The organism is Flavobacterium branchiicola (assembly GCF_018383905.1).
Taxonomy (GTDB): Bacteria; Bacteroidota; Bacteroidia; order Flavobacteriales; family Flavobacteriaceae; genus Flavobacterium; species Flavobacterium branchiicola.
This window is the reverse complement of the sequence record NZ_JAGYWA010000002.1, coordinates 741,639-762,926: the sequence shown is the minus strand read 5'-3', so window position 1 is coordinate 762,926 and position 21,288 is coordinate 741,639. Positions and strand designations below refer to the sequence as shown.

18 protein-coding genes are annotated in these 21,288 nt (G+C 31.1%); 3 read left to right on the top strand and 15 right to left on the bottom strand.

The features are described 5' to 3' along the window. Nucleotides 1–151: 151 nt before the first annotated feature. The 14 genes from tssD to KHA98_RS06700 all read right to left on the bottom strand — a co-directional run bounded on the left by tssD (nucleotide 152) and on the right by KHA98_RS06700 (nucleotide 16,301). Nucleotides 152–547 (bottom strand): type VI secretion system tube protein TssD, encoded by a 396-nt coding sequence (tssD, locus tag KHA98_RS06765; protein ID WP_068841293.1) that lies wholly within the window; start codon nucleotides 545–547, stop codon nucleotides 152–154. 213 nt (nucleotides 548–760) lie between these two features. Beyond that, entirely contained in the window at nucleotides 761–1,537 is a 777-nt protein-coding gene (locus KHA98_RS06760; protein ID WP_213256563.1) for a DUF5457 domain-containing protein, read from the bottom strand. 10 nt (nucleotides 1,538–1,547) lie between these two features. Continuing rightward, nucleotides 1,548–3,872 carry a type VI secretion system protein TssR domain-containing protein gene (tssR, locus tag KHA98_RS06755; RefSeq protein ID WP_213256561.1) on the bottom strand — a complete coding sequence of 775 codons (2,325 nt, stop codon included), beginning with the start codon at nucleotides 3,870–3,872 and terminating at the stop codon, nucleotides 1,548–1,550. Continuing rightward, nucleotides 3,873–4,811 carry a PKD domain-containing protein gene (locus tag KHA98_RS06750; protein ID WP_213256559.1) on the bottom strand — a complete coding sequence of 313 codons (939 nt, stop codon included), beginning with the start codon at nucleotides 4,809–4,811 and terminating at the stop codon, nucleotides 3,873–3,875. Continuing rightward, nucleotides 4,801–5,271, bottom strand: coding sequence for a type VI secretion system TssO (gene tssO / locus KHA98_RS06745; protein WP_213256557.1), 471 nt, complete (start codon nucleotides 5,269–5,271; stop codon nucleotides 4,801–4,803). The genes KHA98_RS06750 and tssO overlap by 11 nt, the downstream gene beginning before the upstream one ends. A gap of 13 nt (nucleotides 5,272–5,284) precedes the next feature. Next, nucleotides 5,285–5,773, bottom strand: a complete 489-nt coding sequence (locus tag KHA98_RS06740) for a hypothetical protein (protein ID WP_213256555.1) — start codon at nucleotides 5,771–5,773, stop codon at nucleotides 5,285–5,287. A 10-nt stretch (nucleotides 5,774–5,783) separates the two neighbouring features. Next, nucleotides 5,784–6,920 (bottom strand): hypothetical protein, encoded by a 1,137-nt coding sequence (locus KHA98_RS06735; protein ID WP_213256552.1) that lies wholly within the window; start codon nucleotides 6,918–6,920, stop codon nucleotides 5,784–5,786. Nucleotides 6,921–6,986: 66 nt separating this feature from the next. After that, the gene (locus tag KHA98_RS06730; RefSeq protein WP_213256550.1) at nucleotides 6,987–7,871 is read right to left on the bottom strand and encodes a TssN family type VI secretion system protein; all 885 of its coding nucleotides are present in this window, start codon (nucleotides 7,869–7,871) and stop codon (nucleotides 6,987–6,989) included. A gap of 37 nt (nucleotides 7,872–7,908) precedes the next feature. Beyond that, complete coding sequence (locus tag KHA98_RS06725) at nucleotides 7,909–8,814, bottom strand: hypothetical protein (RefSeq protein WP_213256548.1); 906 nt, start codon at nucleotides 8,812–8,814, stop codon at nucleotides 7,909–7,911. Between the two features lie 233 nt (nucleotides 8,815–9,047). Continuing rightward, the gene (locus KHA98_RS06720) at nucleotides 9,048–9,608 is read right to left on the bottom strand and encodes a hypothetical protein (protein WP_213256546.1); all 561 of its coding nucleotides are present in this window, start codon (nucleotides 9,606–9,608) and stop codon (nucleotides 9,048–9,050) included. Then, entirely contained in the window at nucleotides 9,605–11,488 is a 1,884-nt protein-coding gene (locus KHA98_RS06715; protein ID WP_213256544.1) for a PAAR-like protein, read from the bottom strand. Before KHA98_RS06715 ends, KHA98_RS06720 begins: the two co-directional genes overlap by 4 nt. A 130-nt stretch (nucleotides 11,489–11,618) precedes the next feature. Next, nucleotides 11,619–14,051: an AAA family ATPase gene (locus KHA98_RS06710; RefSeq protein ID WP_213256542.1), complete on the bottom strand. Its 2,433-nt coding sequence runs from the start codon at nucleotides 14,049–14,051 to the stop codon at nucleotides 11,619–11,621. Nucleotides 14,052–14,055: 4 nt separating this feature from the next. Then, a complete protein-coding gene (locus tag KHA98_RS06705) occupies nucleotides 14,056–15,813 on the bottom strand; it encodes a hypothetical protein (protein WP_213256540.1) in 1,758 nt (585 codons plus the stop codon). Nucleotides 15,814–15,821: 8 nt separating this feature from the next. Continuing rightward, nucleotides 15,822–16,301 carry a GPW/gp25 family protein gene (locus KHA98_RS06700; protein WP_246522186.1) on the bottom strand — a complete coding sequence of 160 codons (480 nt, stop codon included), beginning with the start codon at nucleotides 16,299–16,301 and terminating at the stop codon, nucleotides 15,822–15,824. Between the two features lie 100 nt (nucleotides 16,302–16,401). On the opposite strand from KHA98_RS06700, the gene KHA98_RS06695 reads away from it, so the two are divergent. The 3 genes from KHA98_RS06695 to KHA98_RS06685 all read left to right on the top strand — a co-directional run bounded on the left by KHA98_RS06695 (nucleotide 16,402) and on the right by KHA98_RS06685 (nucleotide 20,044). Beyond that, nucleotides 16,402–16,860 (top strand): hypothetical protein, encoded by a 459-nt coding sequence (locus KHA98_RS06695; RefSeq protein WP_317192568.1) that lies wholly within the window; start codon nucleotides 16,402–16,404, stop codon nucleotides 16,858–16,860. A gap of 2 nt (nucleotides 16,861–16,862) precedes the next feature. After that, complete coding sequence (locus tag KHA98_RS06690) at nucleotides 16,863–18,227, top strand: DUF5458 family protein (protein WP_213256538.1); 1,365 nt, start codon at nucleotides 16,863–16,865, stop codon at nucleotides 18,225–18,227. Between the two features lie 197 nt (nucleotides 18,228–18,424). Further along, nucleotides 18,425–20,044: a serine hydrolase domain-containing protein gene (locus KHA98_RS06685; protein ID WP_213256536.1), complete on the top strand. Its 1,620-nt coding sequence runs from the start codon at nucleotides 18,425–18,427 to the stop codon at nucleotides 20,042–20,044. A 31-nt stretch (nucleotides 20,045–20,075) separates the two neighbouring features. Here the strand turns inward: KHA98_RS06685 and KHA98_RS06680 are convergent, their stop codons facing one another. Next, nucleotides 20,076–21,032: a YheT family hydrolase gene (locus tag KHA98_RS06680; RefSeq protein ID WP_213256534.1), complete on the bottom strand. Its 957-nt coding sequence runs from the start codon at nucleotides 21,030–21,032 to the stop codon at nucleotides 20,076–20,078. Nucleotides 21,033–21,288: the final 256 nt, after the last annotated feature.

Below are 21,288 nucleotides of genomic sequence, written 5' to 3'. Positions count from 1 at the left end.
TAAAGTTCTTTACGCTGAATTCGATTTTAAGCTAAAAAAATATCATGTTCTAAAACAGAAATGATACTATTCAATGTTTTTTTGAAGAAATTCTAAAATAAAAAACAAGAAGTGGAAAATTTCCACTTCTTGTTTTGTCAATAAGGAAAAATTAGATTTTTGCCCAATTGTTGTCTAGTGTTGCATTACCCAATGTAATTTTTTCTGCAGAGAAAGTGATCTCAGTAGTCATTGGAGTTTCTGCTAAAGCGTCTAACTGCTCGCTGAAGAATACGATGAAAGCATTTTCAAAAGAAAGCTCTTTCATTACTTGCTCAGAATCAGCTTTGAAAAATTTTACTTTTCCGCTTACTGGTTTGTGCTGACTGTTTACTGCTTGCTCAATAACAGTTGTATTGTCAGTAGATTTTACTCTTAGGTTTAATCTACCTCCTTTAATTTCAGATGAAACGGCTCCTTTACCATCAGTGTGTCTTAACATTTCCACTTTTGAAAATAATACCTGATACTCGTTTCCTTCGAATTCTAAAATTGACTTAAATGCCATAATAAAAAATAATTAAGTTGTTAAAAAATGTTTTTTAGAATCCTCTTGATGTTGTCTGACTAGTATAGACAAAAAAAAGAGGTATTCCATAATGATTTTAGAATACCTCTTTTTTGTACTAAAGTACTTTTTTGATTTGCTTCTTGTATGAAGAGGAAGAGGACCCGCAATCAGTTATGTACGAATATACAAATAAAAACTAAACAAACTAATTTAATTAATAATATTTTTCGCAAAAATTAAAAAAATAAATCCTAAAAGCACAATTGTGATATGTAAGATAATTGTGTTTACTTGTGGCTGCAACGAGTTTATCTGTGTTTTAATATCTAAAGTCGCATTTGTATGAATATCATTTATTTTGTTTACTTGTTTTTGTAAAGAATCAATTGTTTTGTTTAAATACAAAATATTCTGATGCTGATTAGAAAACAGACGCTTTACTTCTTTATCTGACAAGGCTGCTTTTTTCTTAATAACTCCGGTTTTAGGTTCTTTCAGCGTTAACTCACTTACATCCTCAATTTTACCATTATTGACTTCAAAGCTGTTATTTAGTTTGTTTACTAAAAAAAAGATAAAAACAATATAAGAAAGTAAAAATGTTGGCAAGATATACTGAACAATTATCTCTATTGGTTTTGGTTTTGCCGCACTGTGAATATTGTTGATTGTGCTGTAATTAGTAAAAAAAATAGGCTCTTGTTTTTTCTCTTTATGCAATCTTTCGTTTTTAAATTTTTCTTCTAAATCTATAAGCTCAAAGCGGTCCAGGGAATAAAGCCCCAGATTTTCCGTCAATTTTTTATGATGCACCATCCAGTTGAGCACTTCTTCTATTTGATACTCCGTAATACCCGGGTCTTTAAGTCTCCACAAAATTTCTTTTTTTGTGAGTTCACATGGTTTTCCTTTGCTTTCAAAATAAAATAACTCTAAAATTATTTCATGCAAAGGTTTTGCTATTTCAATTGTATTCATAATCTCCATAATCGCTATTTTATAATAGAAGTTTCTTTGATATGTAATAATATTTCGTCTGAGATTCGTCATCAAAAACCTCAAAAGTATTATTGCGCTGCATTTTTTCCAGAACCTCAACCTTAGTATTTAAGGTTGTAAAAATGGTTCTGAACTCCTCAATTTTTTTCTTGTATTTTTTGATGTCCTTAATTCTTATTTGGTGCAACTCAGGGCTATTTACAAATACTCTAGTCTTGTAATAAAGCAAATCTGCCAAAGAACTTCTGTTTTTTATAGGTTCTGTTTGCTTGATTTTACTGGCAAACATTTTACATCTGTCTTTAAAATTGAAAATCTCAATTTTATCAATATTTGCGTTGGTATATTCTTTACTGACTAACTCTCTGTAGTTTTCAATAAGTTGTTTGATTTCACCGTCAGTAAGCAGAATATGTACCTTATTTTCTAAAGTACTATTAAGCGTATCTTTTGCGTTTATTACAAATGTTTCGCTTTTATAGTTTTTAGGTATTTCGGTACTTACGCTATCTTTTCGTGGATAATTTTGAATAAGGTTATTAATCGTATGACTTGGCTGGCTTCTTAAAAAGCTAAATTCATTTTTGTATTGTGTCAGCGATTTTAATAATACATTATTAGTTTTTATAGTTTTACTAATAACAGTGTCTATCGCTTTATTAATACTTTCCGGTGTTAGCTCATTGTTTAATTTAGGAAAAACGATACCTCCGTTAAAGTTACTTTTTAAAGGTGCATTGTAGATATAGTCATTGTCTGTATCGCCATTATATGTAAACTCATCATTTTTTGCGATCAGCTTCGGATCGACATAAAAGTTCTGAATATTTCTTTTATTAGCATTACTAGCCTCGCTCAAATACATTTTACTTTGTAGAATAAAATCCTGATTTTCAGAATCATTTTCGTTTCTAAAAATAATGTATAGTAATTTAGCATTGTTTTTTGCCAGATTGCTAAAACTATCCGGTAAGACATTATTTATGGATCCTTCTAAACCTGTCAGAATAAAAAAGTTATTCTCAAAATTAGTTTCTGAGCTCAGAAACTGACTAATATTTGTATTGTTGTTTGGTACAATATTTTCCTTTAAAATTTCATCAGGCGTTTTGATACTTTTCTCAATTAAATCGAACCACTTCGAAAAAGATTGTGATTTTATCAGGTAATAACTTTTGGATTTCCCTTTTGCAATAAACGAATAGGTAAAATTATAATTAGCATACAATTCACTATTGATCGTTAGTTTTAGATTTTGCAATGCCGAAAGCGTCTTTTTTAAATATTGCTTCGTCGCATTGTTGTTTTCAAAAACATAATAAAAATTAATGTTTTTGCTTTCTAAAGCGATTTGTTCAATAGTTTTGATCGAAATATCATCACCTTTTAAATTTGTGATTTTATTTTTGTCGTGATTCCAAACATTTATAGGCAACGATATCTTACTGGCGCTTTCGAATTTGATTGGGTCACTTGTCTGATTTTCATTCACAAAGAAAGTATTCTTGTACAATTCATTTGCACGAAAATTAATTTTACCCGAAGAAAATCGTAATGTGTCTGTAGGATTCAATCTAACAACCAAATTATCTTCTATAGGATTCAAATATTGCAACGGAACCCAACCATATTTAAAATTGGTGGTATCCTTTGGCATAACATCATCAAAATTTGATACAAACGCAGAATTGGTTGTCTTGTTTATTTTATAGACATAGACAAAATCATTTAACTTAATATTCTTTTTCGATACAGATTCTAAATTGGGATCATTCTTTAATAAAAGTCCACTTTTCTTCACATTTTTACTGCTAGAGAACAGGTTATCCAGAGTATTTGAAGCAACAAAATATTTTACATATTTTAAGTTGACCTGATTTTGCATCGCTCTGCTGTATTCCAGAACATTCTCTTTTTTTATCCAGCCCAGATACTGCACTTCTTTTGTATTTGAAAAGTGATTCTTCTTGCTGCGTAAAATAGAAAGTGGTCCTTTAGGCTTACCAATCAATTTTTTATCGGCAACCACCACTTCATAATAATTTTTATCCTCATCGATCACATACATCGGAGCTAAAATATTTGCTTTATTCTTTACTCTTGCTCCATAAGGTTCTTCGTAAATATTATTGTCATTTCTATCTGAAAAAACCAATTTAAGCTCTGATTTTTCGCTTTCTTTTTGTTCTTCGTTATCATAAGTGTTTACTGTATTTTCTGTTTTTCTAATAACACTTGTGCTATTTTTAACCTGAGAAAATACACCATTTGTAATCAATAAGCACATCAAAGAGGTATATCGAAGTAAAATGCTAATTTTCATCTATTTACTTAGTTTTTTAGTTTTTTGGGTAATATTCATTTGCTTAAAGCATCGAATGGTATCTAATTTTACTTCCTGAATTATAGTAGAATTTCCATCTAAATAATGAAGCCCCTGACAATAGCTTAAAAAATCATTATATTTTTCTTCGTTTACCACTACTACCACATCAGATAAATCATTACAGATATATTTATTTTTTAAATAATTAACCTGCTCTTTATACATTCTGGTGTCCCTCGCTCCCAGATTGGCAATAATTTGTAATCGCTTTTTTATATCATTCAATACAATACCTGCAGAATCTACAACTTCTGGTTCTTTGAATGGTTCATACAATTGTAGAATTTCAATTTCTCTTGTTATAGGATATTTTGTTTTATCTGTTTCCAGTTTTACGGTATAAATACCAGGCTTAGTAAAAACATAAATTGCCTGTTTCTCGTAAGAATCGATCGTTCCGGTTTCACCAAATTCCCAATACCAATTATTTGAACTTGGAGAATATCCTGTAAAAACAATTTCTTCTCCAACATAACCAAACTCAGAGCAGAATATCTTCGGAATTGAATCTTTTGCTGTCAACGCCCTGCCATTAACGATATTAATTTGTTTTGAAAAATCGAATTTGTTATCAATTTTAAGAGTTACTAAATATTTCCCTGCTCTTTCATAAGTATACTCTACGTTTCCTTTACTAACAAGTGAATCGCCATTACCAAAGTACCAAACCGCTTTTTTATCTGATATTAAAGTACTGTCGTTTATCTTAAAAGATAACTTCTCGTTTAATTCATACTGATGATTATCATTATCATCTAATATCGAAAAATCAAGATTGCTTAATCTTTTATTATAAGGAAATAATAATGCCACTATCACTAAAATTACTGCAATGCAGAACAAAAGGATGGCTACTGTTTTATTTTTAATGTTCATTTTTAAAATTTGCTTTACATTCGTTAAGACTTGTTTGTACAAGAGTATCGTTTTTTCTCACGGTACTTTCTTCAAGGTTTATCTCTAAAAAAACATTTAACAAGTTTCCGCCAATCAGGCAAAAATTATATGACGAATGAAATTCGTTATCCTTATACAATTGTTTATATTCTGAAATCCTTCTTTTTACCTCATCTATACGCTGTACTTGATTGATGTCATACTTTATCGTATCAATAGTCATGAAAACCTGCTTGGATTTATTGGCATAATCTACTTTAGTCTTCTGCATCTTTTCATAATCATTGATTCTGTTAAGCATATCTGTATTATTAAAATTGGGCGTTTTTAATAAAAACTTGGTAACACCAATAAATATAACACAAGCACAAATGATAAATAATAGATTGAACTTTACTTTCTTCCAATATGTTTCATCAAACTCTATTGCTTTCTTCATAATTATGGTATTATTATTTTTTGTTTTCCAGATCGTGTTTATCAATACATTTTTTAAGCTGCGTTTTATTGATGTCGTAATTTGTCTCGGCTTCTTTTAAAACATCAATTTTAGTCTGTATACCTTGCAGCTCAACCAAAAACTCTTCGTACAAGCCAAAAGAATTAGTCAGATTTGTTTTTGATTTTTGAATTTCATTATTAATGGCAAATCTTTTCTCATTAATCAAAGACTGCAGGTTTTTACGCTCGTTTAAGGTTCTGTCTTTAAATCTTAAATCATTGATTTCTATTAAAATTTCGTCCAGTAACAAGTTCATTTCGCCTTGTTTTACAGCAATATCATTATAGTATTTATGTTTTTGTTCCAGCTCGGCAACACCTCTGTTTGCTGTTATCAGTGTGATATAAAGACAGCCGAAAATAAAAGCGAATGTTGTAAAAAACATGATAAAAAACTTGCGCTTTTTGGCTGTTATTTTAACGTGATTAAGTGGTTTCATAGTTGTAGGTTTAATCTAATATTGACCAGGTACTGCTTTTTGGTGCAGACACTTTTGTTTCTTCACTAATTACAATGTTTTCTTTTCTAATTCCGATGTATTCTAGTTCGCTTAACTTTTGCCATAAGCGTTTTAAAATCCCCAGAAACTGATTTAATTTATCTAGTGTTTCCAAAATATCGTTATGGTCATAAACCGTACTTTTTGCTTCAAACAATACATTAAGTAGTTCTGATGGTTTTACATCAATCCACTCATAGTAATATTGTAAAAGCATTTCTTTCTCTTTATCATCCATTAGAGTTAATGTTGAGATAAGATGATTAGCCAATACAATTATTCTGTCAAACATATGCACGGGAGATTCCTCCGGAGCAATACTCTTAAGATAAAAGCAATGTTCTGCATAGTAATCAATTATTTTAGTACATAAACTAAATGTGTTTGATACCAATTTGTTATTACTGGAACTCTGTACATTTTTCTTATGAATTTTTATTGAAAAATCGTTTAACTGATATAATTCGGTATTAACTTTTGAAATGAATTGATTTAAGACTTCATTATTTTTAGTTTTTACAACCGGCGCGATATATTTTCCGTCATCAGCGAATGTCCCGTTTTGGAAGGCAATTTTTTTAACGATCAAAAAGTAGCCCAATAAAAAATTATCATTTACTTCATTTTTCTTGACAATATGCAATTTGATCTCCGGAAGCGCATGTGGATGATGCAACGGAATTATCTCCGGATCCGGAATACCAACCGGAATTAAACTATATGGATCTATAGAAACAATAACATAATAATACTCTATAGAATTTCGGTCTAAGTCGTTGGCATTAATACTTGCTTCTGGAAGTTTTGTACCATAACTTTCCTGATTAAAAGAAATTAAATATCCGTTTCTGGCAATTACTTCACATTTCTTTAGATAGGCAACTAATTGTCCTCCTTCAATTTTAATATCAATATCTATAGATTTACTGCCTGCTGGCTGGATTGCTCCATAATTAAAATTGTTTAGCTGAACTTTATTGTAATCGCTGACAATTGTAACATAGTTGAAATAATTATTGATAAAATGGTCTTTAGTTAGTTTTACACCATCTGTCCAGTTAATTGGTAAATGTATGTTTGATTTCATAATTGCTTAGTTGTTATATTCTGATATTTAGTACGTTTTATATTTTTAGTTTATAAGGATTATCCCCTATTGTTCCTCTGTTTCGCTATGCTTTTTCAAAGTGACTCTTTTGGCAAAAATGGTCTGTTTGTTCGTAAGCTGACTTTCGGCAATCGTTTGATTAGGGCTCAAATTCCTGATAAATAAAGGAAAACTGAAGTATTTAGCCGTGTAAAAAGTCCATCCTTTATCTTCATGTTCTGCACTCGATTCGATGGCATCATTAGGGAATCTGTAATTCTGGTCTTCGATAAACTTATCAAACCAATTCCCAAGATTAACATCCTGAGCAATTTTTACATCAAATTTTGAGAAGACCTCTGAATTATTCTTTTTCTTGATATGTATAGAAACCTGCATTAAACGGAACTTATCAATATTGTCCCAATACTCAATGTCTTTACGTTCTTTTCCAACTCTCCAATACTCATAAAATGGCTCTGGAATCTGTAAATATTTTTTCTTTAATTCCAGAAAAAACATTGGAGCATATAACCATAGTATATTAAGCATACTAATGTGTGCGTAACTAGATATAGCAATAAGATTAAACACCAGATAGTAAATCCAGGAAGACAGAATTGTTATAATTAAAAAAAGGAAAATTTTTGCAGGAGCACTATTTTGTATTTCGATCTTTTGAAATAAGGGCGAATCCATAAAAAACACCAATATTACTCCAAGTACTAAATAGTATATGACCGAAAACAATAAGCCAAACCAAATAAATTCATTGTTAAAAAAAGCAAACAAACAAGGTAAAGCTGCGATAAGCGAAAAGCATAAAACAAATATTATGGCAGCCTTTGTTTTAATTTTTATACTCGAAAACTGACTCATGATGAGTGTTACAATAAGTATCAGTAACGGTGCTAAAAGGTATTTTAAAAAAAATGGTAGTATTGTATTCATAGTTGAATGTTATCTCTTTTTATTATGGTTTAAAAAATTATAAAATGGTGTTTATGCCTAAATAGTTTTCGTTTAGTTTTATCCCTAATTGATAGTTATTAAAAAAGACGATATCAACTTTTCTATTACTAATAAGAAAGTATTCCAACACTTTTCTTGTTAGCTTCATCTTGTGTTCTAAAATGGAATAATCAATATTTCCTTCAAAATAAAAACTTGCCTCTACATCGTCTATCTCGCTTTCTACCGCTCCGCAAAGTCCAAGGTCAAATCCTAAAACACCCTGACTTAATTTCAAAAAAGGAGATGTTGTAAATACATGTTTTTTGTATTTAAGTTTTACTACATTGCCTAATAACATTTCCAGAACTTTTTCCAGTTCCAGAAGATTCTCTTTTAGCTTTTCGGCATCACACAAATAAATAAACAGATTCTTTTTTTGCGTTTGAGATAAATTAAAATCAATACCAATTAATTCATCTACAATATTTAAGAACAAATCAATCTTATCCTGAAACAAGTGCAGACTTCTAATTGCATAATTAGCATTTGCAGAAAAAATCTCATTATCAAAAGGCATAAAGAAATCTAAAGCGCTATTCTCTGTTTCCTTATTCTCTCTTACGGCCTCTACAATCTCTTTGTTTGACATTGTAGAATTACTAACAGACAAAGGATGAAAAAGCAATTCGGGTAGATTATGGTAAATGCTGTTTTTTGCTAAATGCAAAACAAGCGCTTCCTTGGTAAACCTTGAATCTTCCTGATACAACATCGACGAGAGATCAATAGCATCTCTGGAATTGTTTCTCTTCGAAAGACCTTTGTGTCTCACAAATACTTCTGTGTCATCTTTTAGAATATTCTGCAATTCATAAAAAAGAATTTCACCTCTTAAATTAAAATTAAGCTGCTGCTTTAAAACTGAAATATCTTGTTCCATAACTTATTTTTTCCACCAATACTTTACGAATCCTTTCGTGTGGCTTTATTATTTAAATATTAACCTTCTTAAAAGATTAAAACTTTATTACTTTCTACATTTTGCACTCTCTTCTTTCTTTTCAACTACATACAAGCAGATACATAATTCATATAAAATAAATAGTCTTTATCATTTTATTTTAACTTTTGGTAATTCATCTACAAAAACACAAACTTTAATAGTAACTAAAACTATTTTATTCTTATATCCCATTCATTTTCTTTACATTCTTTATCAATATTTTTTACGTATTTAGATTTTTCAATACTGTTAAAAAACTCTTCTTTATTATATTCTTTTATAATTTCACCTATAGAATCAGTGATTTTTACATTAAAATTTTTAGGGAATTTTGTAATCGAGTCATTATATAAGGTTGATATTTCGCGATATTTATTTTCCCCACTTCTCAAATTTTTAATGGTGTCTATTTTGTTGTAATACGGATTATATTTTATACTTTTTTTTTCTTCATCCGAATATTTGAAATTGACGATAATATTAATGGATTGCTTAGTTTCATTAAAAAAATATATCGTTTTAGGAGAATTCTTTAAAGGAATTACTTCCTCTCTATTTGGACCGCCTTTTTTCCATGAAATTATAAATGAAAATAAACCAACAAAGAATAGCAATATAAATATGACTAATAGATATACTAATTTGACAATCATTTTACTTTTACTCTTTAACACTCTATATACTAATAATAAGGAAATTACTAATGCTAAAAAAAAGATCACTTCATTCATAATAATATTTTAATTTTTGTTAACCAAATTAATGCCAAAACATCATTTTGCGAGGCTATTGTTCTTGACAAATCAGGAAGAGCGTTTAACTTTGGGTTGGTTGTATAAATAATATTATAATACTTCATTAAATCAATTTCAGCAGGAGCTTTTGGATAATACTCACCCTTAGAATCTGGCATAAAATCAATTGGCTTTATTACTGGAATATATGGAGCTAGAGGAATTTTCTCTGCAATTTTCCTTACACTTGATTTCTCTCTTTCGGGTATTTTTGTTTCTTGGTTAAGATACGAGCTCCCTTTATGTTGCCATGAAAAAGTTGCGTCAGAATATGCATATAAAATTTCATGTCCAATTTCATGCGCAGCTGTTTCTTTAAAATCTGAAATTGCATCATACTGATTTTTTCCATAGGGATATTCTTTATCAATCTCAGTTTGAAAAATCCATCCATCAAGTCCTACATAATCTGTAGAAAATCTTTTAATATATCCTGCATTATATGATATTTGCTGAACCATTCCTGTATCTGGAATTGCATTAACTATCAAAGAAGCTGGGTTTCCAGATCGTCCCCAAGGTCCGTTCGTATGGTATACCAAAGGTATATCATCCATAGATTTACTTCTATCTGTTTCATTATTTGTATTTACAAAAACTTCATACGCAACGCCGTTCAACATAACATTTTTTCCTCTATTTGTGTTTCTACTCCAATAATGATTTAAACCTTCTAAAACATATTTTTTTAATTCATCAAACGTTTTAGTTTTTACCTTTATAGGAGAATTTCCATACGCAGAAATAACTTTTGCAGGAACTTTATCCCAATCACAAATTGTCCTTGCAGGCATTCTATATATATCACTTGCGTTTATAGTTTGACAATTTAATCCCTCATCACCACCATCAGTTAGATTTACTCTTAATGTCACATCTATACGTTTTGCATTTCGGTCAATTTTTACATCTGTCCATTGTACTTGGCTGTATTTACTTCCAAATTCAATTTCTTTAGTTTTCATTTTACCATCTTTAACTGCAGTAATTTTCGCCTCTAGTTTTTTGCCGTTAAAGCGGGTACTATCATATATTTCTTTGTTATCAAAGCCATCCCATAAAATGGTATATTCTCCTGCTGGCCACATAGCAGTGGAGCTAACGATTTGAGGTTTTTTAGTCTCTGAATCTGCTTTCGTCTTTTTCCCAGTTATCACTACTTCACTTAATTCCTGAGTAGAAGAATAACAAGTATAAATTTTACCATCTTCATTTTTTATATCCAATTGCCATTGATTGATCCCAGCACCTCCTACTTTGAGTTTAAATTTTATAAATTGATTTTCTTCGTTATTTTTAAAATCTTTTATTCCAAAAGGCACAATAGTTTTTCCTTTTTTGTCAAGTTCAAAATCAATATCAAAATCTGGAGGTATATAACTTGGCACAGGCGCACCTGTAGTATCCAGATTTGTAATTTCGTTGCGTTGTCCGCAATCTGTGATTTTAATATCAACGCCTCCGTATTCACATTTTATCGTGCTTCTTAAAAGTATGGCAAGTTGATCCTGAAAATATACTGTACCAGGATTCTTCCAATCCGCAAGTTTCATTACTGAGGCACATGGGCTGGAACTTTGGGGACTTTTTTTGCAATTCCCCTTAAAAATCAGACTTTTTTTGTCTTTTTCTACCACAGTAGCGGTTCGTTTATCCTGTGTACTTGGAGTATCATAATTTACCTTTAGATCGCCTGCCGGTACGGTACACAAATCGCATTTGATTTTAGCACCGTCAATAACTAATTTCAAACCGTCCTCAGCCTGCTCCCTTGCTTCGCGCTCTTTTCGTTTTTGAGTATTATCGGGTTTTGCCATTACTATTTTGTTTTATTAATGCTAAAAATGCTTTCCTTTTTGTTTACTATTGATTTTCTTAGATATCATTTTTATAATTCTGTTTTATTAAGTGAGTAACTACATAAAGGAATATCTACAACTTTCTTTCTTACTTCTTTTCCCAAATAAACTCATCCTCTTTTATATCCAAAACAATAGCTTCATTTTCAAGAATGGCTTCTGATATAATTAATTTTGAAATTGTTTTCTTTAGATACGTTCTTACGATACCGGCAATAGGTCTTGCTCCATATTTTTTGGAGAATCCTTTATTTGTCAAATATTCTAAAGCACCATCAGACAGATCAAATGATATATTTTTAATACTTATTAACTGCTCTTGTAAGCGGTGTAAGTGTAATTTAAAAATAGCCTTGGCAATTTCTATGTTTATAGGGGCAAACGGAACAACCTCTGTCAAACGTCCTAAAAACTCAGGTCTGAAATGCTGACTCATAATTTCAATTAACTGATTAGAAGTTGGCAAATGACCTCCCTCTATTTGCTCCTGAATCCATTGACTACCAATGTTTGAAGTAAAAATGATAATTGCATTAGAGAAATCACCTTCGCGTCCTAATTTATCGTGGATTTTTCCTTCGTCCATGATTTGCAAAAACACATCGTAAACAGAACTATGCGCTTTTTCAATCTCGTCAAAAAGAACAACTGAATATGGTTTCTGTCTAATTTTATTCACTAGCATACCTCCCTCTTCGTACCCAACATATCCCGGAGGAGCACCATATAATAAAGCAGCCGAATGCTCTTCTTTAAATTCTGACATGTCAAATCGAATCATAGCATTTTCATCATCAAAGAGTAATTCTGCCAGTGATTTTGTTAATTCTGTCTTTCCTGTTCCTGTTGGTCCTAAGAAAAAGAACGATCCGATTGGTTGTTTAGGATTGCTCAAACCACTTCTGGATTCAATAATAGCTTCAGATAATGTTTTTATAGCATGCGCTTGTCCTTTTACTCTTTCCTGTAATTTGTCTTCTATCGTTAAAAGCTTCTCTTTTTCACCCGCGCTTATTTTTCCCAATGGTATTCCCGTCGCATTAGAAACCACGGCCAGAATCTCAGATTTTGTAACAACAGTAATTTTTTCTTTGGCAATAGATTCAATATCAGAGGCTAATTTCTCGATCTCGTCAAAAGTAACTGCTTCATTTTTTTGCCTTTTAGCATTTTCAGAAACATCAATTTTACTCGTTACCACACAACTTATGCGATTGTATATTTCCTTCTCCAGCAAGCTCATTTTTGATTCGTCAGCCGGATCAGATTCTTTTATCTGCTCTTTTATTTTTACAATTTCAACTAATGAATTTGCATTGGAAACAATTACCGATGAAGCTGTTCTGTCTAATAAATCAATAGCACCGTAAGGCAATTTTTTTTCTTTATAAAATCGTTTAGATAAATGAATAGCTTCCTCTATAACCTCTTCATTAATGCTAATTTTATAATGCTTCTCTAATTTATTTTTATAAATATTCAGACATTCAATCAATAAAGAATAGTCTAACTCTTCAATAAAAATGTTTTCAAATTTTCCGTTTATCGTAGTTCCCTCAATAGATTTTCTATAAGAATCAGCGTCTATTGAAGCAATAATATTAATACTGCCCTGAGTCAATTGCGTGTTAATGATATTGATTACAGCATTTGATTTTGAGCTTGATGAGTTTAACAATACCTGTATGTCATCAATAAAAAGAATACTTTTTCCGTTTTTGGATAATTTTTCGAAAATTTCAATAAGCTTTTTCGAAATCTCATTTTCGCTGCTGCAGTTTGCAACTAGTTTAGCTACATTTAGGGATAAAACAAGTGTTTCTTCAAAGAAATTAGGATCTGTTTCGTGCAAATTATAAATAAGATTCATTATAATACTCGTTTTTCCGATTCCCGATTCCCCAATTAGTAAAATACCATGATTTTCATATCTTTCAATATTTTCAAGTATCAATCTAACCTCTCTGTTTCTGCCAATGATACTGCTTCCTTCTTCAATACTATCTTTTTTATATAAATTGTCGCAATAGTTAATGTCTATTGTTTCCTCCTGATCAGCATTGTCAGCCAGAGTAAAACTCTTTTGATTGTTTCTTAGTCCAAAGTGTTTTAGCAATTCTTTATCACTTAAATTTAAACCGTCAATTTGTTTGTCACTATAAACCAGTCCCGGTTTAATAATGGCAATAAAAACGCAAAAAGCATCGATAGAATCGACTCCTAATCTAATTTTATTAAAATTCGATTCATTAAAAACATGATCAACTTCGGTATCATTTGTAATACTGTTGTCATTATTCTGAGCAGAAGTATATACTTCTTTTCTAACATCAAACCATTCTTTTATATACTCTATATCTTTAGATAGTGATTTTAATACCTCAACTAATCCGGTAGGTTCAAATAATAATGCGTAAGCTAAATGAGCCACTCCATATGTACTGTGACCGTCCTGAATAGCTAATGATTTGGCAGATTTAATTGCAGATAATAAGCTTGGACTATAATCTAATTCATTCATAAGTTTAGTTAATTGTAATTTGAAATGGGATGTTCATAACCGATTGTTTTTCTAAAGTTTCCTTTAAAAACATCTCTATTTTTTTCTTGTTATCGATCTGCAAAGCATACTTATCCTGCAAAACAACTGCTATATCAATGGTTCTGTATACTCCTTGTTTTCTGTTGCTGCTTATACCTACACCATCTGTAATGGAAACTTCTTTGGTAATATTTCTTAAATGATAGTGTACGGCCGATTTTATGTCTTGTTTGGTTACCAGACGCTCTTTTGACAAAAACCCATATCGAAGATTGATTAGTTTTTCGACTTTATTATTTCTGTAAATCCCTCCAACCGAACTGGTCTGGAAAATAGTAGCATCCTGAGCCAATTCAGAAAGTGAAGTTTGTTTTAAAATAGTACCTTTCTTTAAATTATTGGCAACCTGTCCGTTAGAAGTCCAATAGGAATAATACAGAATTTTAGATTTATCTGTTTCATGAATCAGAGCATATACTTCCTCTTCATTAACCTGACTGTAACTGCTGTTAATTTTGCTTTCAATAGAATTAAGTTCTTCGTTAATTCGGGTCATTGTTGCATCTATATAATCAGCATTTATGTTAGAAAAAGAGCTAACATCTTCTCTTAAAGCTCTGGCTAATTTTTTAAGGAAAAACTTAGCATTACGGGAATCATAATTTTCTAATCCGCCATAAAAAATAGTAAATGTATTCGCAGACAAAGAATTAGCCTGCTTAATTCCATTCGTGAATTCAATATTCTTTTCATTAAATATTTTCATCACATCAAGAAAATGCGTGTTTTTCTCTGCTTTCATTGGGAACAGACGTCCTTCAATCTGAGCATTATGTACTCTGTTGTTTAACTTTCTGTTGACTAATGGAAATGTGTTTATTTTTATTTGAATTTTATCTAATTCAGCTTTGGTAAAAATTTCAGGAAATATAAACTCCAGCCAAATCAGTTCAGTGTCTTTTTTACTTGATTTTAGCTCTTCTTTTTCCATTCCGAATTTATCCAATATCGATTCGTATCTAAGCTTCTCTAAGTTTAGCTTTACTTTATAGATCGAATTTTTATAGAATGATTTTATACTCTCAGTATAATGTTTATTGTCCTGAACTTCATCAAAAGTCTCATTTTCAACTTCAAGACTATTTCCCGCAGCATCTTTAACTGTAATAAACTGCAAAAAATTATCTAATGAGGAATTTTCAGTTATAAACGTAAACTTCAACGAATTAAGTTTTTCCAGATTTTCTTTTGAGACATTTAAACCCACCCAAATACGATGATCTAAAACCTTATATCGTTCCGGTAAATGCTTGACATGTTTTGAAGAATCGATCAAAAATGAATCGTACATCTGAAAACTGATCTCTCCTTCTACAATACTTTCATTAGTAAAAGGCGTAAAATAAATATCATGATCAACATTAGATGTCATACCCGGTTTGACCACAAACTCGGTATCATTATTTAATAAAACAATCCCTTTAGTCGCTTCTGTACTTGCCAGAGTGTGGGCCGGCATTGGTAAATTCCATTGACTCGGTACAATTTCCTGGGCAATTCGTTCAATAATTTTATTATCAGACTCTACTCCTTCCTGATACAAATAATATAGTTCATGAACAAAAACATCCAATAACATCATTACCAGAGGATCTGCCAAATTGGTATCTTCAATTCCCCAAATTTCTAAACATTTTTTTTGTATCCTATTCTTAATCTCGATAAACTTAACGTCTTTCATATTCTAATTTATTGGGAAATTGGGCTTATATTCAACTTTGTGTGAAAATTAAATGGAATTAAACTTTCTATAATGGAACCTTTCACAACTATATTGGCTTTTCTTCTAATACTTGAACCTAATTCTTTATCATTAATCTCATCTAAAGAGATCGAAACTTCGCTTAGAATTAATCTTTTTTCGAATTCATTAATTGAATCATATAATGATTTTCTGACCAAATCTTCCCAATCTCTTTTCTTGATATGTTGATTAAATTCCAAATCCCAAATAATCGTGCCATAGCTTGGTGTCTCTGGAATCTCTCCAAAAGATGTCGTAATTATCATCATAATATTATAAGCGATCGATTCGTCAATCTTACAAAAATGCTCCTGTGAACCTCGTAGCAAAGATTTGAAATTAACGGGATATTTCAGATATTTCATCTTTCCAAAAAAATTAAATTCATTTTGAGTAAAAATTACCGCTTTGGGAATTTTCACCATAGTACGACAAAAATCCAAATAAAATACTTACAAATCAATAGTAATTTAAACTTTTTTTTTATTAGTTTTACCAAAATTTAACTAAAAATCTTATAAAAATATGAGTATGTTCAATTATGGTATTGGTGGCAATGAAGTAAAAGTGGATGCCAATGAGTCGATTTTAGAAATTCCTTCAAACAGAACTTTACTAATTCAAAAACTTACAAATGAGCAACCGGTAGGACCAGAAGCTGTGTATGATTTACAAACAGTAGAAGCGGTGTTCGAAAAGTACAAACCAAGTGTAGATTTTGAATTTACTACCGAAGATGGTTCAGATTTAAATGAATCTATGGTATTTCAAAACTTAGGAGATTTTGGAGCTAAATCAATTAAAGAGAATAGTCCTTTTTTGAATAAATTAAACACAGAAAAAGAACAAGCTTATAAAATTGTTCGCCAACTTTCCAGCAACAGAGGATTAATTAAAGCTATTCAGGATCCTGCTGTTAAAGAGGCTATTATAGAATTGCTTGAAAACGCTAAGAACGAAATTAACCACAACAACAAACAATAAATATGGCAACTCAAACTAAGGAACAAAAAAGTCATGGTTCTTCATCAGAACAATTGGTACAAGAACAAGGCAGCAAAATAAACTTATTAAATGAATATGGTGGTTTTGCCTTTTTAGAAAATGTAATCGACGGATTATCAAACTTAAACCCTACTAGAAAAGCAAGAAAAAATATTTTTCTTAATGATGCTCAATGGGAAAATGAAAGAACAACTCTAAACAACAGACTTGAACTTTGGCTGGATTTATTAAAAGACAACAGCTCTGTTGAGTCAATGATTGAAGTTGCAAATGCGAAAGCTACATCTGCAGATGCTACATTAAACAAAAACTTAAAATACGCTTTGAATGTTTCAAGAGAATTAGAAACTTCTTATCGTAGTGTTGCTTTATTCTACAAAAATGCAGAAAGCGACAAAATTAAAAACGTTACTATCGTAAATGCTGATATATCTCAATTAAAAGATTTAGATAATACTTTGTTTATTGATTATGTTTCAAACGAATTAAAACAAAATTTTGACAGGCTAGATTTGAGAAAAAACTACTCTATTCTTTCCGTTCCGGGATATTTAGGTTCTAATGCAGTCTTAGACAAATGGTCTAAAATCGCACACGAAAACAAAACTGTATTATTAACTGATTTTCAAGATCTTGAAACTCCAGATGATGTTATTGATATTTTCTTTAATGCAAATCATACAGGTGGTGATGTATTTAAATCAAACACAATCATGACTTGTAACTATTTACTTGGAAGAAGTAAATATGATGAAGTTGGAGAAGAAGACAATTTATATGTACCACCATCCACGTCTTTAGCCGGTAAAATCTACAAAACTTTAATGTCTCAGGTTGTTGCTGGTAAAAAATTCGGAGGTTTAAACGAAGTTGAAAGCGTTCGTTTTGATTTGAAAAAGAGCGAAATTTCAGAGCTTGAAAAAATGGGTCTTGTACCAATGGTAAATGAGTATAGCAAAATTATGGCTTTCTCTGCTAAAACATTGTTTAACGGAGACAACCTAGGTTTACAAACGTATTCTGTAGTAAGAGTATTTGATCACATTACAAAAGTACTTTTCGACTTCTTAAACAGAAGAGCATTCGAAAACTGGACAACTAGAACAGAAGCTGATTTAAGAAGCCAAATCATTAAGTTTTTAGATGGTATTAAAGGGCCAACTAACCTTATTGAGAAATTTACAGTAATGAAAATCGAGCAAGATAAAACTCAAAAAGACAGAATTTTGCTTGACATCCATATCACACCTTACTTCCCTGCTAAAAGTTTCGTTATTCAATTAGACGGACACAAAGGAGATGGTCCGGAAGAAGCAGTTTGGCATAGTGACTACAAACAAGTTTAATATATACTTTATATATCATCTTATTTTAACCCCAAAAAGTTTAAGAACTTTTTGGGGTTTCTTTATATTAAAAATATCCAACTCTCACTTTTAATCCTGAAATTAATATCTTTATGCCTTTATAAATCTCGGCTTAAGTGACTGTGATTCTAAATTGCAGCAAACTAAGATAAAAATACAAGCAAAAAAGCGCTCCTATGAAAAATAGAATGTTACTTTGTTTACTCCTACTTACATCTATTGATTGCACTTCACAGACATTAAACGATACTATTGCTCGCATTAATAAAGCAATGGAGATTTATTTACCAGAAAATCCGGGTTCACAATTATCCATAAAAAAGAATGGTAAAATCATTTTCTCGGAAGCTTATGGAATGGCAGATTTAGAACATACTGTTCCGCTAACATTGACATCTAAAATTGAAGCCGGTTCTGTATCTAAACAATTTACTGCAGCTGCAATTTTGCTTTTGGAGCAACAAGGAAAACTTTCTTTAAAGGATGATGTTAGAAAATACATTAAAGAACTTCCTGATTATGGAGATATTATCACGCTGGAACAAATGATGCATCACACTAGTGGCATAAAAGATTGGGGATCTGTTACTAGCCTTACCGGCTGGGGAAGAACCACAAAAACTTTTACAAATGATGATGCATTAGCAATAATCTTATCCCAAAAGACTTTAAATAATAAACCAGGCGCCGAATTTATCTATAGTAATTCAAATTATAACCTCTTTGCCATTATTGTAGAAAGAGTTACCGGTCTGAGTCTGGCAGAATTTACTAAACAAAATATTTTTATTCCGGCAGGAATGACAAATACTGAATGGAGAGACAACCACAATCGAATTGTAAAAGAAAGAGCAATAGCCTACGATCTTAAAAAAGGTGAATATCAAACCAATATGCCAAATGAAGATGCATATGGTAACGGAGGTTTAATAACAACCACGGAAGATTTATTAAAATGGAATGAATTTTATCAATCGGGTAAATTTGGAACTCCTTCTCTATTTTCTAAACAATGTAAAACGGAAAAATTCAATAATGGCAAAATGAATAATTATGCGGCAGGTTTATTTATCTTAAAACATAATGGCTATCAGCAAATTGCTCATGATGGCGCTACAGCAAGCTACAGGGCTTATTTAGAAACATTTCCGGAATTGAATTTTTCATTTGCCTTCTTAAGCAATACCTCACAGTTTGATAACAGTAAAGACTATTTGGACGATATTCTGAGAAATATTTTTATTTCAGAAAAAGAAAAACCTAAAACGGAAGAAAAACCTAAAGCAATAAAAGTGGATCATTCAATTTTAGAAACTTATGCTGGCTGGTATAAAAATGACAGAACTGGTGCGGGGTCTGAAATGGTAATAAAAGATGGGAAACTTTTTTTCAATAAGCTTCCATATGAAGCAGAATCCGAAAATAGATTTAAAAACGATTACAGAGTGATTGAAATAAACAATAAAAAAGGTCTTCTAAATTATATCACAGACAACGATACCATTAGTTATTCAAAAGTTCAAATTGCAGACCAACCAGACTTAGATTCTTTTGTTGGAAAATATTCTTCAACCGAAACCAATTCTACACTAGCGATCTTTCAAAAAGAAGGAAAACTTTTCATTCAGTTAAAACCAAAGAGCGAGTATCAATTGGTTCCAACTTACCAAAATGCCTTTAATATTGCGGATTTCGGAGGGACGCTGTACTTTATAAAAGACAAAAAAAATAAAATTAACGGAATGAAAGTAAGTTTATCCAGAGCGAGAAATATAGAATTCGTTAAATTACCTTAAGTTTTTATTCAACATCAAATCCATCAAATTCTTAACAAGATTCAAAAAATTCATAAGCTCTTTTTTCTGCATACGAATACGTTGAATTACGTAACGGAAAAGCACAATGTCCACCATATTTTGGTGTTTCCAGATAAACATATTCGCTTTCCTGGGCAATTTTCCTTGGATAACATCTTTCGCCTAAGAAAGGATCGTCAAGCGAATTGATAATTAAAACCGGAGTCGTAATGTTTTTAAGGGAAAATTCCGGAGAAACTTGCTGATAATAATCATCGCGACTGGCAAAACCATGTAGCGGCGCAGTAAAATACTGATCAACCTCATCAAAAGTCGAAATTTTATCGATCTGATCGCGGTTTATAAAATCAGGAAACTGTGTTGCTTTGTATTTCAGCTTTCTTTTTATATCAATGGTGAAATTCTTTAAATACACCCGGTTAAATCCTTGTTTGAGCACTTCTGCACTTGTCGCAATGTGCGTTGGCACCGAAACTGAAACGGCGGCTTTTATACGCTTATCTATTTTTGTCCAGCCCAAATAATTCAAAAGCTGAACACCACCCATTGAATAACCAATCAGATAAACCTCTTTGAATCCCTTTTGCAAAACAAACTGCACCACCTCATCAAGATCATCAACTGCACCGTGATGATAAAGTCTTGGCAATCGGTTCATTTCTCCGCCACAAGTACGGTTATTCCATGCAAAAACCGAAAAACCACGTTGCTGGAAATAATCCGCACAACTATTATTATAAGTCCTGCGCGAATCTCCTTCTAAGCCATGACATAAAATCACTGCCCTTTTAGGATCGTCTATAACGAAATCAATATTGATAAAGTCTCCGTCGTTTAATTCCTGTTTTTCTCTCGTATATCCAGGAACTTCAAACTTTTTAAACAAAGCAGCATAAATAGTAGAAATATGCCTGTTACGATAAATAATAGACGGATCATTATATTCTGATTGTTCAATAATTGGCATGATTAAAAAGTTTTTGTGGTGCTTTATACAAAGCTAAGAAATGAATCAATAGGTAATCTAATACTGTCTTTTTTTATTTCACTTTTTTAAAATTCTCATCAATTAAGAGACTGGCTTCATAAAATAACGAAATATCGTAAATTAAAAAACACTTCAAAATCACGAATCCCTTTAAAATAAAGGCTTTAAATATAAAGGCACATTAATTGGCTATTGTTTGGCATCCATATCATAATTTTAAAAAGATACTAAACAT

What these genes read in the sequence shown, in the direction of transcription:
- tssD (WP_068841293.1), bottom strand. Translation starts at nt 547, where the DNA reads ATGGCATTTAAGTCAATTTTAGAATTCGAAGGAAACGAGTATCAGGTA.
- KHA98_RS06705 (WP_213256540.1), bottom strand. Translation starts at nt 15,813, where the DNA reads ATGAAAGACGTTAAGTTTATCGAGATTAAGAATAGGATACAAAAAAAA.
- tssR (WP_213256561.1), bottom strand. Translation starts at nt 3,872, where the DNA reads ATGAAAATTAGCATTTTACTTCGATATACCTCTTTGATGTGCTTATTG.
- KHA98_RS06680 (WP_213256534.1), bottom strand. Translation starts at nt 21,032, where the DNA reads ATGCCAATTATTGAACAATCAGAATATAATGATCCGTCTATTATTTAT.
- KHA98_RS06685 (WP_213256536.1), top strand. Translation starts at nt 18,425, where the DNA reads ATGAAAAATAGAATGTTACTTTGTTTACTCCTACTTACATCTATTGAT.
- KHA98_RS06715 (WP_213256544.1), bottom strand. Translation starts at nt 11,488, where the DNA reads ATGGCAAAACCCGATAATACTCAAAAACGAAAAGAGCGCGAAGCAAGG.
- KHA98_RS06725 (WP_213256548.1), bottom strand. Translation starts at nt 8,814, where the DNA reads ATGGAACAAGATATTTCAGTTTTAAAGCAGCAGCTTAATTTTAATTTA.
- KHA98_RS06700 (WP_246522186.1), bottom strand. Translation starts at nt 16,301, where the DNA reads ATGGTGAAAATTCCCAAAGCGGTAATTTTTACTCAAAATGAATTTAAT.
- KHA98_RS06760 (WP_213256563.1), bottom strand. Translation starts at nt 1,537, where the DNA reads ATGGAGATTATGAATACAATTGAAATAGCAAAACCTTTGCATGAAATA.
- KHA98_RS06730 (WP_213256550.1), bottom strand. Translation starts at nt 7,871, where the DNA reads ATGAATACAATACTACCATTTTTTTTAAAATACCTTTTAGCACCGTTA.
- KHA98_RS06740 (WP_213256555.1), bottom strand. Translation starts at nt 5,773, where the DNA reads ATGAAACCACTTAATCACGTTAAAATAACAGCCAAAAAGCGCAAGTTT.
- tssO (WP_213256557.1), bottom strand. Translation starts at nt 5,271, where the DNA reads ATGAAGAAAGCAATAGAGTTTGATGAAACATATTGGAAGAAAGTAAAG.
- KHA98_RS06710 (WP_213256542.1), bottom strand. Translation starts at nt 14,051, where the DNA reads ATGAATGAATTAGATTATAGTCCAAGCTTATTATCTGCAATTAAATCT.
- KHA98_RS06735 (WP_213256552.1), bottom strand. Translation starts at nt 6,920, where the DNA reads ATGAAATCAAACATACATTTACCAATTAACTGGACAGATGGTGTAAAA.
- KHA98_RS06690 (WP_213256538.1), top strand. Translation starts at nt 16,863, where the DNA reads ATGGCAACTCAAACTAAGGAACAAAAAAGTCATGGTTCTTCATCAGAA.
- KHA98_RS06750 (WP_213256559.1), bottom strand. Translation starts at nt 4,811, where the DNA reads ATGAACATTAAAAATAAAACAGTAGCCATCCTTTTGTTCTGCATTGCA.
- KHA98_RS06695 (WP_317192568.1), top strand. Translation starts at nt 16,402, where the DNA reads ATGAGTATGTTCAATTATGGTATTGGTGGCAATGAAGTAAAAGTGGAT.
- KHA98_RS06720 (WP_213256546.1), bottom strand. Translation starts at nt 9,608, where the DNA reads ATGAATGAAGTGATCTTTTTTTTAGCATTAGTAATTTCCTTATTATTA.